Origin of the sequence: Thermococcus sp. M36, assembly GCF_012027355.1 — an archaeon.
GTDB lineage: Archaea > Methanobacteriota_B > Thermococci > Thermococcales > Thermococcaceae > Thermococcus.
Genome location: NZ_SNUH01000001.1, coordinates 1,059,707 through 1,076,446, shown reverse-complemented (window position 1 = coordinate 1,076,446; position 16,740 = coordinate 1,059,707). Strand labels below are relative to the sequence as shown.

Genomic DNA, 16,740 nt, shown 5'->3' with positions numbered 1-16,740 from the left:
GGACGAGAGCCGCAAACAAAGGGAAAGGCCTGCAAGGGGTGGGACTTCACTCCGGCCCATTCCGCGCGGTGTTCCTCACTATTCTACAGGCAGAGTATCGGGAACGTCACTCCCCCCTCTGTATCTTTGCGTGTCCGCCAACAAGGCTCTTCCTCAGCTCAAGGTTCCTTATCTCGCACTTCTCGTCTATTATCGAGCGCCATATCGTGGAGTTCCTGATTACGGTCTTTCTGAAGATTATCGAGTCGCTTATGTCGGAGTTCTCTATCACGCAGTCCTCGCCTATGTAGGCGTACGGGCCTATCATTGATCTGCCGAGTATCTTCGCCCCCCTCTTTATGACGACGGGAGGTATGATCTTGGCGTAGGGGCTTATCTGGATCTCTTCCACGTGGCTCTCTCTGAGGAGTGTCTTGAGGGCCTCAAGGTAGCTGTCAGCCGAGCCTATATCGTACCAGTACTCCGAAAACCTGTACGCCCGGACCTCAACCCCCGCCTCCAGAAGCCACTGGAGGAAGTAGCCAGGGGCATCCCTGTGGCCGTTCCTGAGGTACTCGTCTATCATCGCCATGACACCCTTAGGAAAGACGTAGACTCCAGTGCTCACCAGGGTCGACCTCGGCTGGGCGGGCTTCTCCTGGAAGGCTATCACCCTGTCCCCCTCAAGGACGACCACACCGTAGCGCTTTGCCAGCTCAAGGTCGCCGATGTCGTAGACCGCTATGAGCGTCCTCCCGTCGTAGGAGTCCAGAAAGTCCCTGAGAGAGAAAGAGAACAGGTTATCGCCGGCTATCACGAGGTAGTCGTCGAGGCCGAGCTCGTCAACGGCCCGCTTAAGCGCCCCCACGGTGCCGAGCTTCTCCTCCTCGTGCAGGGTGTCTTCAACGATAAGTCCCACCCCGTACTTCTCCGCGTAGGGCCTGAAGTGGGCCTCAAAGAAGCGGTTTGTGGAGATGTACGCCTCCATACCCAGCTCCCCGACCTTTTCAAGGATGTAGTCCAGTATCACCCTGTCCCCGACGGGGAGCAGAGCCTTGGGGTTGTCCTTGGTTATGGGCCACAGCCGAGTCGCGTAGCCGCCGGCCATTATCAGAACCTTCATCCGCACCACCGGGAATGTTTTAATGCCAGCATGTAGGTATAGCAAACATATTTAAATTATTTCGCTTCATCAAACGTGGTGGTACCGGATGAAGGCCCTCGTTACAGGCGGTGCTGGGTTTATTGGCTCTCACTTGGTTGATGCCCTGATGGAATCAGGAAACGAAGTCAGGGTTCTCGATGACCTGAGCGCCGGCAGTTTGGACAACATAAAGCGCTGGTTGAACCATGAACGTTTCGAATTCATAAAGGGGGATATGAGAGACCCGGGGGTCGTTAAAAGGGCCGTCGAGGGTGTTGATGTCGTTTTCCACCTTGCGGCCAACCCGGAGGTAAGGATCGGCTCCCAGAGCCCGGAGCTTCTCTACGAGACGAACGTCCTCATAACCTACAACCTCCTCAACGCGGTGAGGGACTCAAGCGCCGAATACCTCGTCTTCACGAGCTCGTCCACCGTCTACGGCGATGCGGAGGTCATCCCCACGCCGGAGGACTACGCGCCGCTGGAGCCGATAAGCGTCTACGGCGGGGCGAAGCTTGCCGCAGAGGCCCTGATCAGCGGCTACGCCCACACCTTCGGCTTCAAGGCCCTGATATTCCGCCTGGCCAACATCATAGGCGAGCGCTCCAACCACGGGGTGATCTACGACTTCATAAACAAGCTGAGGAGGAACCCGGAGGAGCTTGAGATACTCGGCGACGGGACGCAGAGGAAGAGCTACCTCCACGTGAGCGACACCGTTGAGGGCATGCTCAAAATTTTCAAACACTTCAGGGAAAGCGAGAAAACCGTTGACTTCTACAACCTCGGCAACGACGACTGGATAACGGTGAGGGAGATAGCGGAGATAGTCAGCGAGGAGATGGGGCTCAGGCCAAGGTTCAGGTTCACCGGCGGCGTCGACGGCGGAAGGGGCTGGAAGGGCGACGTGAAGTTCATGCGCCTAAGCATAGAGAAGGCGAAGAAAACAGGCTGGAAACCGGAGCTGGACAGCTATGGGGCCGTGAGGAGGACAGTTAAAGAGCTCCTCCGGACAATCTAACTCATTTTATCACTTCATACACTTTTCTGGCCACTATGAAGGCGAAGGCCAGCAGAAGGAGGTAGACGGAAAGCCTGAGGGAGTCCTTGACCTCCCTGGGCAGGTGGAACTCACCAACCTCCAGTGTTATGAGGATCCCGATGAGCGCAACCGTCAGAAAGACCTCCACGGAGGGGCTGAGGAGCGCCGAGAGGACTATCCAGAGGGCAAGGAACGCCACGAGGTTCTCCCTCATAGCCACTCCTCGACACCCCCGATCTTCCTGAGGGTTATCCTGACGTACTCACCGACCACTTCGGAGGATTCGACCTCTAAGAGCTGGTTCTCCCCCATGGCTATCCCCAGGAGAACCGCCACCACCACAGGGTCAGAGTAGACACTCCCCCCGCACAGCGGCCTCACAAAGACGGAGATCCTCCCTCCCCCCTCATCAAAGGCCTGCGCCGAGCCGAGGCCCAGGGCACTGAGCGTGGACGAGACGGCGGATGAAGCGTAACCGACACCAGTTCCCCTGATGTCCCCGGAGTTCCTCACGGTGTACTCAACCACCTCCCATCCCGGGGCAGGGCTTATCAGGAGGCCGCCCCCACCAGCAAGCACGAAGACGTCCCCCTCATGGAGCATGCCGAGGCTCAAAGAGAACCGTCCAGACTTCGGTATGAAGACCCCCCCTCTTGGGAGGTTGTCGTAGGGGGGTATCACCACGGGGACGCCTTCAAGCTCCAGCCCCCGGACGGACTCTTCCACGAACTCGCACAGAGAGCCCGTGAGGAGGGGGAGAGCGTCCCTCGCCACGTAACCCCTGAATGGAAACGCTGAGAGCACGAGACCGAGAATAATCGCCCCAAGGCCGAGGCTCACCATGGACGTACTGCCAGAACTCCCCCCATAGTACCAAAGGCCGATTCCGAGGATTATCAGCCCGCCGCCGATCAGCTTCCCCATTTAAACACCTTCGATGAATAACCTTAAAAGGTTTTTATGCCTTATGGGTGTGATGGCCATGAAACGGGTGCCCCTTTTAATAACTCTCCTCCTAATCATCTCTCTCTTCCCTCCCGCCTCCCCGAGGGCGGTTGAAAACCCCGTCCAGAGGGACGTCTTCCTCCACGAGTACTTCTCCCGGGTGATAGTAAGTTTTGAGGACTCCCTGAGGTACACCCTTCTGAACGAGAGCACGGGGCTGGACATAGCGAACCAGACCCTCGGCGAACTGGAGCTCCTCCACGAGGAAACGCTGTTCTACAGGGCCAGGGGCGTCAACTCCACCGTGATGAAAGTCCTGCCCCCCTTCTACGAGTTCGCCCGGGAGCTGGTACTCCTCGACACACTCGTCTACGATTTTCTGTCCCACCCCTCCCCAGCCACTGCGGCCGGGATAAACCGGGCCGCTGATACCATGGAAGCACTGCTCGACTCTATAGACTCGATACGGCTCGCGGACGGGACAAGGAACCTGACGTTCAAAACCGGGAAGCTCAGGGGATACCTGAAGGAGGTGAGATCACTCATATCCCAGGTGCCCCCCACGGGGGAGTTCACAATCGGGGTCTCCAGCGACAGGCCCATACTGTACCAGACCGTCACGATATTCGGCTCGTGTCCTGGGAACGGCACCGTCACCGTCGTCATAGCCGGCGAGAACTTCACGGCGATCAAACTCGTCAGCCCGGAGCACGGCATGTTCTCAACAACGTACCGCTTTGAAAGAATGGGGGACTTCAGGATATACGCGGTTCAGAACGGCAGCAGGTCAAACACCGTCAGCGTCACCGTCGTGAAGATACCCACCCTGTTCGTCACCGAACCAGTCTATTCTGGCCTCATAAACAGCGAACTGAACGTCACTGGAAAGCTCGTTGACTACTACGGGAGCGCCCTCAGCGGAAAGGAGGTCACAGTCGGGAACAGAACCGCCATCACCGGGCCGTCGGGGGACTTCTCCGTGGCCTTCTTCTCAAGGAAGGAGGCCACCTTCAACGTCTCCCTCGTCTTCCGTGGGGACAGAACCCACGCGGGAACCTCAAAGGTGGTAATGGTATCCTTCCTCAGGTACCCCGTCAGGATAACGCTCTCAGGGCCCGGAGAAGTGGGCGTCCACCAGGATGCCCGGTTCCATGGCTCCATAGACCCTCCCCTGGACACTCCCCTGACGGTGTACGTCAACGGCACGCCCTACCTGGACGTCCTCCCCGCCAACGGCTCGTTCTCCTTCACGATCACCCCCAACTCGACCGGAGAGCTCGCAGTCTACGTGAAGTTCCCGGGCAATGAGGTTTACCGGCCCGCGGTCTCAAACACCGTGGTTCTGAAAGTGACGCCCCTGGGAGCCTCCGTCCTCAGGTACTGGGCCGTGGTCTTCATACTCCTGGTGGTTGCGGCGGGAATGGTCAAGCGCAGAAGGCTCGAAGGGCAAACCCCCTCCGGAAGGGCACCTGAAGAGCCCAGCATCGGGCCCGGGAAGCCTGAAGCGGCCACAGAGTTCCACCTGCCGGAGGACGTTGGCGACGCCTACAGGCTCCTGAGGGAGGCCCTGAGCAGGACGCTGGGCATCGGGATGAACCTAACACCCAGGGAAGCCCTGAAGGAGCTGGAAGGGTGGGAGATGTACGACCTGCTCAGAGAGGTCACCCTCCTCCACGAGAAGTCCGTGTACGGCGGGGTGCCCCTGAGCCGGGCCGAGGCTGCGAGGTTCATGGAGGGGGTCAGGGCAATCCTCCGGGGGGTTGGGACGTGAACAAAGCCATAAAGTACATGATACTGATACTGTTGATGTTCGCACTCATAACAATGCCCCTAACGCTCCCCCTCTTCAAGAGCTCCACACAGTACAGCATGTTCAACACAGGATGGGACGGAGTCTCGAAATTCATCAAGCTGGCCTACAGCGGGGGCAGGAACGTGGTTCCCGTCCTCGCGCCCTTTGACGCGTTCAACCTCGACGGCGCAGACGGGGCCCTCCTCATAATCGGGCCCAACACGACCTTCACAGGCCCGGAGATAGAGGAGATCAGGGGCTTCCTCAGGCGGGGAAACACCCTGGTAATAGCGGACGACTTCGGAACCGGGAACGAGATACTGAAGGGGCTGGGCGTCCCCGCGAGGCTGTCATCCCACCCCCTCAGGGACTTCTTCTACGAAAAGGACGACAGGCTCATAGTCTCCGTCAGGGTTGATGATCCTCTCCTCTCCAGAAATGTCACGAGGATACTCACGAACGAACCCTCTGCCATAATAAAGACCGGTGAGGGCTACGTCTACTCCAGCAGGGTTGCGGTGATAGACGGAAAGAGGGACATGTTCCCGCTGGTGGCCGAGGTCGAGTACGGTGGAGGCAGGATAGTACTCCTGGCCGATCCAGACGTTTTGACAAACCAGCTGTACGACGTGAACCTGCCCTTCCTGGAAAACCTCCTGGAATACATAGGGGCCGACACACTGTACATCGACGAGGCCCACCACCCGGACTTCAACCTGTACACTGTGGGCACCGTGACCGTGACCCGCTTCCTCCCGCGGGACGTGTTTATAAAGATCATAATAACCCTCGCCGCCGTGGTTCTCGCCCTTGAGCTCGGGGCGTCGGCACTCGTATGGAGGCTCGTTTCAATGCTCCTGGCGAGGTTCGCCCCGGGAAAGGAGACACCGGAAGAACTCGCCAAGGCCGTCGCACGGAAAAACGGGTGGGATCCGAAGGAAGTTGTAGAGATGCTCGAAAGGATGGGTGGTTGATATGATTCTGGAGAAGATCCGGAGGGAAGTTGAGAAGGCAATAGTGGGAATGAACGACGTCGTGGAGCTCATGACCATAGCCCTTATCGCCAACGGACACGTGCTCCTTGAGGGCGTCCCGGGACTGGCGAAGACAACACTCAGCAAGAACTTCGCCCAGACCCTGGGCCTGAAGTTTTCGAGGATACAGATGACCCCGGACCTGCTCCCAGCGGACATAATCGGCCACACCTTCTACGACATGCGCAGCGGGGAGTTCAAAATCCGCAAAGGGCCCATATTCGCCAACGTCGTCCTGGTCGATGAGATCAACAGGGCATCACCCAAAACCCAGGCCGCACTCCTTGAAGCAATGGAAGAGAGGCAGGTGACCATAGAAGGCCTCCCACTCAAACTGCCCGAACCCTTCATAGTGCTGGCAACTAGGAACCCCATCGAGCTCGAAGGCGTCTACGAACTGCCCACGGCACAGGTGGACAGGTTCATGATGAAGATAGACCTCACTTACCTGCCGGAAGAGAGCGAAAAAACAATGCTCCGGAGAAAGAACACCGGCCAGTTCGCCGAGGCAAGACAGGTTGTCACGGGCAGGGAGCTACTCGTGGCGATGAAAGAGGCCAGAAACGTCCACGTGAGCGACGCGATAATAGACTACATCTACTCAATAATAAAGGAGACCAGACTCGATGAAAGGGTCATCCTGGGCGCCTCCCCAAGAGCTGGAGAACACATGCTGTACGCGGCGAAGGTAAAGGCCTACATCGAAGGCAGGAACTACGTCATACCCGACGACGTCAAATGGCTCGCCATCCCCGTCATGGCCCATAGGATAGTCGTCAAACCGGAGTACGAAGTTGAGGGAATAAACGGAAAGGACATAATACGGGACGTTCTCGATAGTGTAGAGGTGCCAACAGAATGAAAAGGGCCGATATCCTGCTGTCCCTGTCGGCCGTCATCGGCGCCGCATCGTACATATCGGGAAACCCCGCAGCGGCCCTAATAGCCTCGGCAGTGCTCGTCCACTACTCCCTGTCAAGACTGACCTTCAAACCAAAGGTGGAGATAGAGAGAACCGTCCCGGAGAGGGCGGTGGAGAGAGAGCCAGTAAAAGCGGTGATAAAAATAAGGAACCTCTCCAGCACCCCCGGCATCATCTCGATAAAGGAATCATCAAAAAACGCCTTCGCCAGGGCCATCAAAACCCGCCTAGGCCCACGGGAAGAAAAAACCCTCGAACAGACCATCGTCCCCCTGGCCAAAGGGAGGATAGCACTCAAAGCGGAAGCCGTCTTCGAGGACGACCTGGGGCTCTTCAGGGCCACCCAGAGCGTCCGGGAAAGGAGGGAACTCACCGTTTTCCCGTCACCCAGGAGAATAAGAGAAGCCCTCGTGGAGAAGCGGCAGATCGAAGCGCTGGCAGAGGCAGAAAAGGCCCTGGGAATAGGAATGGAAACAATGGAGTTCGAGGAGCTCAGGGAGTTCCTCCCCGGCGACGATATAACCAGGGTGGACTGGAAAGCAACGTCCAGGCTCCAGTCCCTTATAGTCAGGGTCTTCCGGAGAGAAACACTCGGTGACGTATACATACTGGTCAACGTGGACAGGAAGTTCCGCAGGGAACTGAAAACCGGGAAGATAGACTACCTCGTCGTCATAATAACCCAGCTCATGTTCTACTTCAAGAGGTTCGGCCACGGCATAGAGATAATAGCCTACAACGACCACAGCGTAGTTGACTCCATCAGCGGCTCCCAGGATCCCCTGCTGGCACTCCACAGGCTGGGCCTTAAAGGCGAGAAAGGAATTCCCCCCCTGAAGCCATCAGCAACACAAGCACACTCGCCCATGGAGAAGATCCTCCTAAAGCTGAAAGGAGGCACCCCAGCATCAGGCCTCTTCAAAGCATCCCTCAAAGTTCCCCCGGGGTCATACGTCATAATAGTCGACGACATAGGCCTCCACCCCGGGGAGATAGCAAAATCAGGAAAGATCCTCAACAGAAAAGGGGCAAAAACAGCGGTCATATACCCCAACCCTATACTGTTCGCAGACAGGGAAAGCCTCGACGAGAAAAAAATAGAGGCATTCTACAGGGCCTACGCGGAAAGGAAAAAAACCATGAAAAAACTCCAAGGGCCCGTCAAAATAATAGAAGTCGGCCCGAAAGACCTCCTCCCGAAGGTGGTGAGAAAGCTATGATAGGACTCGTCACCGCAGTGCTGACCGGCATCATAACCGGCCAGTACGCATTCGCCGCCGCCGCTGTCCCGTACATCCTCAGGCTCCACAGCAGAAACCTCGCGCTCATAGGCTTCTACGCATACGCCCTCGCCCTGGCCACAACACTCCCCGGAACCACCATCTACGGGAAGGAAGGCCTCGTCCTCGCAGTAGGAACGTTCACAACAACCTTCCTCGTCCTCGACGAGATACTCAGGTCAAAAAACCCCCTCCCGGACACGGAGGAGCTCATCACACTGGGAGCACTCGCCCTATCGGCCACCACAAACTACACCTTCATCGCAGGGCTCCTGGGAGTCCTCGGGTACCGCATCTACCGGAACTACGGTGAGGCCGCAAGACACGCCGCCCTATGGGGCATAGTGTACGCCGCGGTAATATACACAGCGAAAGAAAAGCTCAGCGACACCGCCGCACAGGTGTTCATGATCCTCGGCCTCTCGGTACTGCCCCTCCTGATAGCGGAAGCAAAAGACGTCGAGCACGCCGAAACGCCCCTCCTCGAAAAGGACTGAACGCCCGAAAGTGGGCATCTGACACAACACGCCAAGAAACGGTTTTAAACCCTCCACATGACCCCCCACAGGTGATAGAATGAACCCCCACCAGCGGCTCAAGACCCACTGGGATCTAATAACCATAACCGCCCTCTCACTGATACTCGATATCCTCATAGTCTACGCCCCCGACAGCCTGCTCAGAAAAATCCTCGGCCTAGCCTTCATACTCTTCTTCCCGGGCTACACTTTCATAACCGCCCTCTTCCCCAACAGAAAAGAACTCGACAACCTCGAAAGGCTGGCCCTGAGCTTCGGCCTCAGCATAGCCATAGTGCCCCTCATAGGGCTCGGCCTCAACTACACCCCCTGGGGGATACGCCTCACACCCATCCTCGTCAGTCTGACCCTCTTCAACATCACCTTAGCCGCAGCGGCCATCTACCGCAGGGAAAAGGCCTTCGACCCCTGGGTTCCGTGGATAACCCTCGAAAGGATCAAAAAAGAACTCGAATGGGACGAGTCAAGCAGACTCGACAAAGCCCTTACAATCATCCTGATAGTCGCGATCCTCACATCTATAGGAACCCTCGCTTACGTGATAACCCACCCAAAACCCGGCGAGGCCTTCACCGAGTTCTACATACTCGGCCCCGAAGGAAAGGCCGCGGACTACCCAACAGAACTCAAAGCCGGACAGGACGGTACAGTGATCATAGGCATAGTGAACCACGAACACAGAAACGTGACCTACTACGTCCAGATATGGCTGGTCAACCTGACCTGGGACAACACCACAAACACAACTACAATCCACAAGATGTACCCCATGCCCGGCTGGTTCAACGTGACGCTGCCGAACGTCCCCGTGAACATAGAAGGCAACTGGACGCCGCAGTTCGAGACCAACTACACCTTCAGCATAGAGGAACCCGGCAAATGGCAGGTGTGGTTCCTCCTCTTCAAAGACACCCAGCCAGAACTTCCCCCGGCTCCATCTGACGGGAACTACGCAGAAACGGACGCTAAAAACCTCATCCTAGAGGCAATAAACGGCACAGTACAGAGCCTCAAGCTCAACGTGAACGTCAGACCATGAGCCACTTCTTACTATTTTGGGAGAAAATTTTATAAGCTTTCCATGCGTAACCTTTTTGATCTACTACTGCAGGTGGTGCCATATGAAACACGGAGTAGTTGTAGCAGTTGGCATTCTCGCTGCCCTGCTGGTACTTGCAGGTTCAGCACGCTCCATATTTACAGACATCGCCCACTCAGAGAACAACGAGATAAGCTCCGGGAAGTTCGATATAGCCATCAGCAAAGACAACTCACGCTTCTACAACGACCTCAAACTCTTCGAGTTCTCAAACCTGAAGCCAGGCGACAGCAGAGAGGTAGTGCTCTACGTTAAAAACCGCGGCGACGTTCCCGTATCAAAGCTCACCATGACGCTCCACGTCAATGACTACGAAGACGGCCCCCTCTCACCATCCGAAGCCGCCGTGGACAGCACACCCGACAGGGGAGAGCTCAGCGGCAACCTCATAATAACCTCAATTACAGTCGAAGCGGGAGGAAAAACCACCAGCGTGGAAAACATCACCGGCAAGAGCCTGGCCGAGCTGAACGGAAACCTAATCACTCTCGCCCTGGACGAAAAAATTGCCCCAGGAAACACCGCCAAAATAACCCTGAAAATAGCGTTCTCAGAAAACGCGGGCAACGAGTGCCAAACCGACAGAACCAGCGTTGACATTGAACTGACCGCGGAACAGTGAACTTTTAAACCCCCCACCATTTCTTCTTTCATGCCCAAAAAAATAGGCATCATATTCGACATGGACGGCGTTATCTACCGCGGGAGCAAACCAATTGAAGGGGCAAAAGAGCTGATAAAATTCCTGAAGGAGAGAAACATCCCCTTCGCCTTCCTGACCAACAACTCAACCAGAGACCCCGCCATGTACCGCGAGAAGCTTCTCTCAATGGGTATTGAGGTACCAGAAGAGAGGATAATCACCTCCGGCCTCGCCACGAGACTATACATGGCCAGACACTTCGAGCCAGGGAAAACCTTCGTCATCGGAGGTGATGGGCTCCACAGAGAGATGGAGCGCCTCCGCTGGGGAGTCGTTGGCGTTGATGAAGCCAGAAACGGCCTGTGGAAAGAAGTCAAATACGTCGTCGTCGGCCTCGATCCCGACCTGACCTACGAGAAGCTCAAGTACGCCACGCTGGCCATAAGAAACGGGGCGCGCTTCATAGGCACCAACCCCGACACGACGTACCCTGCGGAGGAGGGCCTCTATCCCGGGGCAGGCTCAATAATAGCAGCGCTGAAGGCGTCAACCGGGGTTGAGCCCATCATCATAGGAAAGCCGAACGAACCGGCCTACGAAGTCGCCAGGGAGAAGCTCGACGGCGTGGACGAGATCTGGATGGTCGGCGACAGGCTGGACACGGATATAGCATTCGCCAAACACTTTGGCATGAAGGCCGTAATGGTTTTGACCGGGGTCAGCAGCCTCGAAGACGTTGAAAAGAGCGACGTGAGGCCAGATCTGATACTGCCAAGCGTTAAAGAGCTGGTCGAGTACGTCAGAGTTAAACTGGAGGAGGGGTCATGAACCTTCGAGAGCTCCTGGAGAAGCTAATCTGGCAGGAGAACGAGCTCTACAACCTCCACAAGCTAGGCGAAACCTTCGCCACATTTGAGAGGCCAGAACTGGCCGAGACATTCAGAATAATAGCGGAAGAAGAGCTCAGACACAGGAAGACTGTTGAGGGCATGCTCTCCAGAGACAGCCTAGAGAAAACGGCGGTCATAGACTACCTCGACTCACTCTCCCTCGAGCCCATGCTGAAGGACGAAAGGGCCGAACCCAAAACCCTCGAAGACCTCGTTCTGGAAGCCCTGATAAGGGAAAAACACGCCTACGAACTGTACACGAAGCTTGCCGAAATTCTGGACGGCTCTCTGTCTCACATTTTCAGAATGATGGCCGGGGAAGAGCTTAAACACGCCTACAGGCTCAAACTGGTCTACGAAAGCCTTTGACATTTGGATAAATTATCCGACATCTTCCTTTTCTATCCCTTTACCCCCCAGGCAAAGTAAAAGACAGAAATTCGTCACCCCGGCAAACACAACCGGAGTAAGGTATATGTAGGGGTGGAGTCCATAGAGTGCCGCTGATGCTTCTACTAAAGGGGGCAACGATAAACAGCTGTATGTCAGGGGTGTTTATATGCCGGTTGAAAAAGTGATGAAAAGGGACGGCAGAATCGTCCCGTTCGATAAAGAACGTATAAAATGGGCTATACAGAGGGCAATGCTCGAAGTCGGAATCCGCGACGAGAAACTCCTCAACAGGGTCGTTAGAAGAGTCGTGAAAAGGGTCAACGAACTCTACGACGGACAGGTCCCACACATAGAGAACATCCAGGACATAGTCGAACTCGAACTCATGCGCGCCGGCTTATTCGACGTGGCCAAAGCCTACATCCTCTACCGCAAAAAGAAGGCCGAAATCCGCGAGGAAAAGAAAAAGATACTCAACAAGGACAAGCTGGACGAGATAGACAAGCGCTTCTCTATCAACGCCCTCCGCGTTCTGGCTTCCCGCTACCTGATAAAGAACGAGAAGGGGGAGATAATTGAGAGCCCCAGGGAGCTCTTCGAGCGCGTCGCGGTTCTCTCAGTCATCCCAGACCTGCTCTACGATGAAAGGATTTTTGATAAGGAAGGAAACCACGAGCAGGACTTAAGCCGGGTAGAGCACTATCTAAAAGCCCTCGACGAGTACGACGGAAAGCTCTCCATTGGAAGGTTCAAGCTCAACAAGTACCACTTTGAGAGGCTCCTCAACCTCTACCGCGAGCTGGCGGAGAAGGGCCAGATGAAGGTGCCGATCGACGATGTAATAAAAATGCTTGAAAACGGCGCCTTTGACGACTACGAGTCAGAGGTGGAGGAGTACTTCAGGCTGATGACGAGCCAGATATTCATGCCGAACACTCCGGCACTCATCAACTCAGGCAGGCCGCTCGGAATGCTCTCAGCGTGCTTTGTCGTGCCGATAGAGGACGACATGGAGAGCATCATGAAAGCAGCACACGACGTGGCGATGATACAGAAGATGGGCGGCGGATGTATAGACGGAAATGCCAAAATAGTGTTCGAGAACGAGGGTGAGGAGCACCTCACAACAATGGCCGAGATGTACGAGCGCTATAAAGACCTCGGCGAGTTCTACGACCCAGAATACAACCGCTGGGGGATAGACGTCAGGAACCTCCCAATATACGTGAAATCCTTCGACCCCGAAGCGAAGAAGGTCACCAGAGGCAGGGTCAAAGTTCTATGGAGATACGAGCTTGGGGAAGAGGTAACTAAATACGAGATAAAAACCAACAAGGGCACGAGGATCTTGACGTCTCCTTGGCACCCGTTCTTTGTCCTCACACCCGACTTCAAGGTAAAAGAAAAGAGGGCGGACGAGCTTAAGGAAGGGGACATCCTAGTGGGTGGAATGCCGGAAGGGAACAACTACCGGTTCATCTTTGACTACTGGCTCGCAGGGTTTATAGCGGGGGACGGGAGTTTTGACAAGTACCACTCCCGCATTAAGGGGCACGAATACACATACGACAGGCTGAGGATCTACGATTACAGGACTGAAACCTTCGAGGTCATAAACAAATACCTTGAAAAAACCTTCGGAAAGAAATATAGCCTTCAGAGAGACAGGAACGTCTACTACATCGACATAAAGGCGAGGGAGATAACCTCACACTACCTGAAACTTCTGGAAGGCATTGAGAGGGGAATCCCGCAGGAGATACTCAAAGGCGGTGCCGATGCCGTTCTGTCGTTCATAGCTGGCCTCTTTGATGCCGAGGGGCACATTAACGCCAAGCCGGGCGTTGAACTCGGCATGGTAAACAAAAAGCTGATCGAGGATGTCACATACTACCTAAATTCCCTCGGGATAAAGGCCAGAATGAGGGAAAAGCCAAGAAAGGACGGCGTTGATTACGTGGTTCACGTTGAAGAGTACTCATCGCTCCTTAGGTTCCACGAACTCATAGGAAAGAACCTCCAGAACTCCGAGAAGAGAGAGAAACTTGAAGAACTCCTAAGCGGCCACAAGGGGGGAAGCTTTGGCCTCCCACTGGATTTCAATGCCTTCAAGGAGTGGGCCTCTGAACAGGGCGTAGAGTTCAAGACGAACGGCAGTCAGACCCTGGCGATTATAGGAGACGAAAGGATTTCATTGGGTCAGTGGCACACTAGGGGCAGGGTCTCAAAGGCAGTACTCGTGAAGATGCTCAGAAAGCTCTACGAGGCCACGAAATCCGAGGAAGTTGGCAGAATGCTCCACCTCATAGAGGGTCTTGAGGTTGTTCGCGAGATAACCACAACCAACGAACCCAAAACCTTCTACGACCTGACCGTTGAGGGTTACCAGAACTATCTGGCTGGAGAAAACGGAATGATCTTCGTTCACAACACGGGTTTGAATTTCTCAAAACTCCGTCCAGAGGGTGATTTTGTCGGTTCCACGGCAGGGGCGGCCTCCGGCCCCGTCAGCTTCATGCACCTCATCGACGCCGTCAGCGACGTCATCAAGCAGGGCGGTGTAAGGCGTGGGGCCAACATGGGCATCCTTGAGGTCTGGCACCCCGACATAGAGAAGTTCATCCACGCCAAGGAGAAGAACGTCGGAACCAACGTGCTCAGCAACTTCAACATCAGCGTCGGCCTCTGGGCCGACTTCTGGGAGGCTCTCAAAGAGGGCAAACGCTACCCGCTCATCAACCCGCGCACCGGCGAAAAGGTCAAGGAAATTGACCCCAAGAGCCTGTTTGAAGAACTCGCCTTCATGGCTTGGGCCAAGGCCGATCCGGGAGTGGTGTTCTTCGACGTTATCAACAAGAGGAACGTTCTGGAGCCCGCAAAGGGCGAAAAAATCCGCGCAACCAACCCATGCGGGGAAGAACCGCTCTACGACTACGAATCGTGCAATCTGGCCTCAATTAACCTCGCAAAGTTCGTGAAGTACGACGATGAGGGCAGGCCCTACTTCGACTGGGACGAGTACGCTTATGTCATCCAGAAGGTCGCCAAGTACCTCGACAACGCCATTGATGTCAACAAGTTCCCGCTACCGGAGATAGACTACAACACCAAGCTCACCAGGAGGATAGGCGTCGGAATGATGGGGCTGGCGGACACACTCTTCAAACTGGGCATAGCCTACAACAGCAAAGAGGGCTACGACTTCATGAGGAAAGTCACAGAGTATTTGACCTTCTACGCCTACAAGTACTCCGTCGAGGCGGCCAAGAAGCGCGGGACCTTCCCGCTCTACGAGGAGAGCAAATACAAGGACGGCGAGCTACCGGTTGAGGGCTTCTACCACCGCGAGATATGGAACCTGCCCTGGGACGAGCTGGCCGAGGAGATCAAGCGCTATGGCGTGAGGAACGGAATGGTAACAACGTGCCCGCCGACCGGTTCAGTCTCGATGATAGCCGACACCTCCAGCGGAATCGAGCCGATATTCGCGCTCGTTTACAAGAAGAGCGTCACCGTCGGCGAGTTCTACTACGTCGATCCAGTATTCGAGTCCGAACTCAAGAAGCGCGGCCTGTGGAGCGACGAGATACTCAGGAAGATAAGCGACAACTACGGAAGCGTCCAGGGCCTCGAGGAGATTCCAGAGGACATGCAGCGCGTTTTCGTCACCTCAATGGACATTCACTGGCTCGACCACATTCTTGCTCAGGCGAACATTCAGCTCTGGCTCACCGACAGCGCGAGTAAAACCATAAACATGCCTAACGATGCCACCGTCGAGGACGTTAAGGCTGCCTATCTCCTCGCCTACAAGCTCGGCTGTAAGGGAATAACAGTCTACCGCGACGGCTCGCTCTCGGTGCAGGTCTACAGCGTTGAGGGCGAGAAGAAGCAGCGCGTCAAGGCCAAGCCGAGCGCCTACGCGGTGGAGAAGCTGAAGGCTGTGGTAGAAGCCGAGCCCTGGCTGGCCAAGTTCATCAACGTCGAGGCCATACTCAACGGCACCAACGGGAAGGAGAAAACCGAGAGCGCAGGCATAACTTTCTCGATAAGCAGACCCGTTGCGGCAAAGCCGAAGCACGAACACCCGCACCACGCCGAGAAGCCAGACATCCCCGAGGAGAAGATACAGGAACTCCTTGGAGTGGCATACTGCCCTGTCTGCTACGAGAGCGATGGGGAACTCGTCGAGCTTAAGATGGAGAGCGGTTGCGCCACCTGCCCGCGCTGCGGCTGGAGCAAGTGTGTGATAAGCTAATCCCCTCCACCTTTTCTTGATTTTGACATTTTCCTGCCAACGGAGGCTTTTTAAGCGGGGGACTTTAACTTCTATCCATCACCCGAAAGCCTTAAGTTGCGGGGGTCAAAACTCACGCTATTCGGAGGTGTTGACATGGACAAGGTTTACCTCACATGGTGGCAGGTGGACAGGGCGATATTCGCGCTCGCCGACAGGCTCAGGGAGTATAAACCCGATGTCATAGTCGGCATAGCGAGAGGCGGGCTTATTCCGGCCGTGAGGCTCAGCCACATCCTCGGCGACTTAGAGGTCAAGGTCATCGACGTCAAGTTCTACAAGGACATCGAGGAGAGGCTGGAGAAGCCGCTCATAACCATTCCCCTCCACGGCTCGCTAGAGGGCAAGAAGGTCGTTATCGTCGACGACGTCAGCGATACCGGGAAGACCCTCGAAGTCGTCATCGAAGAGGTCAAGAAGGCCGGGGCCAGCGAGGTCAAGGTCGCCTGCCTCAGCACGAAGCCCTGGACCAAGGTCGTTCCCGACTTCTACGTCTTCAGGACAGACAAGTGGATAGTCTTCCCCTGGGAGGAGTTCCCTGTTGTTGTGAGGGAGTGAGGTTTTCTTTTACACTTATCGCACTCCCTGTTGCACGTCTATACAACTCTTTTACATAGGCTTCTTTTGAACGGTTCTAAAAGGGAAATATAAATTAGAATAAATTCATACTTGAAAAAAAAGAAAAGATAATTACAATTAGTAAAAGGAAAAGCTTATAAGGGATAAACCATCCAAATAGTA

General features: G+C 55.4%; 15 protein-coding genes. 12 read left to right on the top strand and 3 right to left on the bottom strand.

The features are described 5' to 3' along the window. Positions 1–106 precede the first annotated feature (106 nt). Positions 107–1,102, bottom strand: a complete 996-nt coding sequence (locus E3E36_RS05925) for a sugar phosphate nucleotidyltransferase (protein WP_167894832.1) — start codon at positions 1,100–1,102, stop codon at positions 107–109. 88 nt (positions 1,103–1,190) lie between these two features. Between E3E36_RS05925 and E3E36_RS05920 the strand changes: the two genes are divergently transcribed. Continuing rightward, positions 1,191–2,144, top strand: coding sequence for an NAD-dependent epimerase/dehydratase family protein (locus tag E3E36_RS05920; RefSeq protein WP_167894351.1), 954 nt, complete (start codon positions 1,191–1,193; stop codon positions 2,142–2,144). Between the two features lies 1 nt (position 2,145). Here the strand turns inward: E3E36_RS05920 and E3E36_RS05915 are convergent, their stop codons facing one another. Next, positions 2,146–2,385 (bottom strand): hypothetical protein, encoded by a 240-nt coding sequence (locus tag E3E36_RS05915; protein WP_167894350.1) that lies wholly within the window; start codon positions 2,383–2,385, stop codon positions 2,146–2,148. After that, on the bottom strand, positions 2,376–3,089 hold the full coding sequence (locus tag E3E36_RS05910) for a hypothetical protein (RefSeq protein WP_167894349.1): 714 nt from the start codon (positions 3,087–3,089) through the stop codon (positions 2,376–2,378). Before E3E36_RS05910 ends, E3E36_RS05915 begins: the two co-directional genes overlap by 10 nt. 52 nt (positions 3,090–3,141) lie before the next feature. Here E3E36_RS05910 and E3E36_RS05905 point away from each other — a divergent pair, with 52 nt between their 5' ends. The 11 genes from E3E36_RS05905 to E3E36_RS05855 all read left to right on the top strand — a co-directional run bounded on the left by E3E36_RS05905 (position 3,142) and on the right by E3E36_RS05855 (position 16,557). Then, entirely contained in the window at positions 3,142–4,881 is a 1,740-nt protein-coding gene (locus E3E36_RS05905; protein ID WP_240911775.1) for a DUF4129 domain-containing protein, read from the top strand. Next, positions 4,878–5,876, top strand: a complete 999-nt coding sequence (locus E3E36_RS05900) for a DUF4350 domain-containing protein (protein ID WP_167894348.1) — start codon at positions 4,878–4,880, stop codon at positions 5,874–5,876. Before E3E36_RS05905 ends, E3E36_RS05900 begins: the two co-directional genes overlap by 4 nt. 1 nt (position 5,877) lies before the next feature. After that, positions 5,878–6,798: a MoxR family ATPase gene (locus E3E36_RS05895; protein WP_167894347.1), complete on the top strand. Its 921-nt coding sequence runs from the start codon at positions 5,878–5,880 to the stop codon at positions 6,796–6,798. Next, positions 6,795–8,078, top strand: coding sequence for a DUF58 domain-containing protein (locus E3E36_RS05890; protein WP_167894346.1), 1,284 nt, complete (start codon positions 6,795–6,797; stop codon positions 8,076–8,078). Before E3E36_RS05895 ends, E3E36_RS05890 begins: the two co-directional genes overlap by 4 nt. Then, a complete protein-coding gene (locus E3E36_RS05885) occupies positions 8,075–8,635 on the top strand; it encodes a hypothetical protein (protein WP_167894345.1) in 561 nt (186 codons plus the stop codon). The genes E3E36_RS05890 and E3E36_RS05885 overlap by 4 nt, the downstream gene beginning before the upstream one ends. A 79-nt stretch (positions 8,636–8,714) precedes the next feature. Beyond that, positions 8,715–9,716: a DUF1616 domain-containing protein gene (locus tag E3E36_RS05880; RefSeq protein WP_167894344.1), complete on the top strand. Its 1,002-nt coding sequence runs from the start codon at positions 8,715–8,717 to the stop codon at positions 9,714–9,716. A gap of 82 nt (positions 9,717–9,798) precedes the next feature. Then, on the top strand, positions 9,799–10,398 hold the full coding sequence (locus E3E36_RS05875) for a M1 family metallopeptidase (protein WP_167894343.1): 600 nt from the start codon (positions 9,799–9,801) through the stop codon (positions 10,396–10,398). Positions 10,399–10,428: 30 nt separating this feature from the next. Beyond that, positions 10,429–11,247: an HAD-IIA family hydrolase gene (locus tag E3E36_RS05870; protein ID WP_167894342.1), complete on the top strand. Its 819-nt coding sequence runs from the start codon at positions 10,429–10,431 to the stop codon at positions 11,245–11,247. Next, a complete protein-coding gene (locus tag E3E36_RS05865; protein WP_167894341.1) occupies positions 11,244–11,678 on the top strand; it encodes a ferritin family protein in 435 nt (144 codons plus the stop codon). Before E3E36_RS05870 ends, E3E36_RS05865 begins: the two co-directional genes overlap by 4 nt. Positions 11,679–11,868: 190 nt before the next feature. Beyond that, positions 11,869–15,960, top strand: coding sequence for an adenosylcobalamin-dependent ribonucleoside-diphosphate reductase (locus E3E36_RS05860; protein ID WP_167894340.1), 4,092 nt, complete (start codon positions 11,869–11,871; stop codon positions 15,958–15,960). Between the two features lie 135 nt (positions 15,961–16,095). After that, the gene (locus tag E3E36_RS05855) at positions 16,096–16,557 is read left to right on the top strand and encodes a phosphoribosyltransferase (RefSeq protein ID WP_167894339.1); all 462 of its coding nucleotides are present in this window, start codon (positions 16,096–16,098) and stop codon (positions 16,555–16,557) included. Positions 16,558–16,740 lie beyond the last annotated feature (183 nt).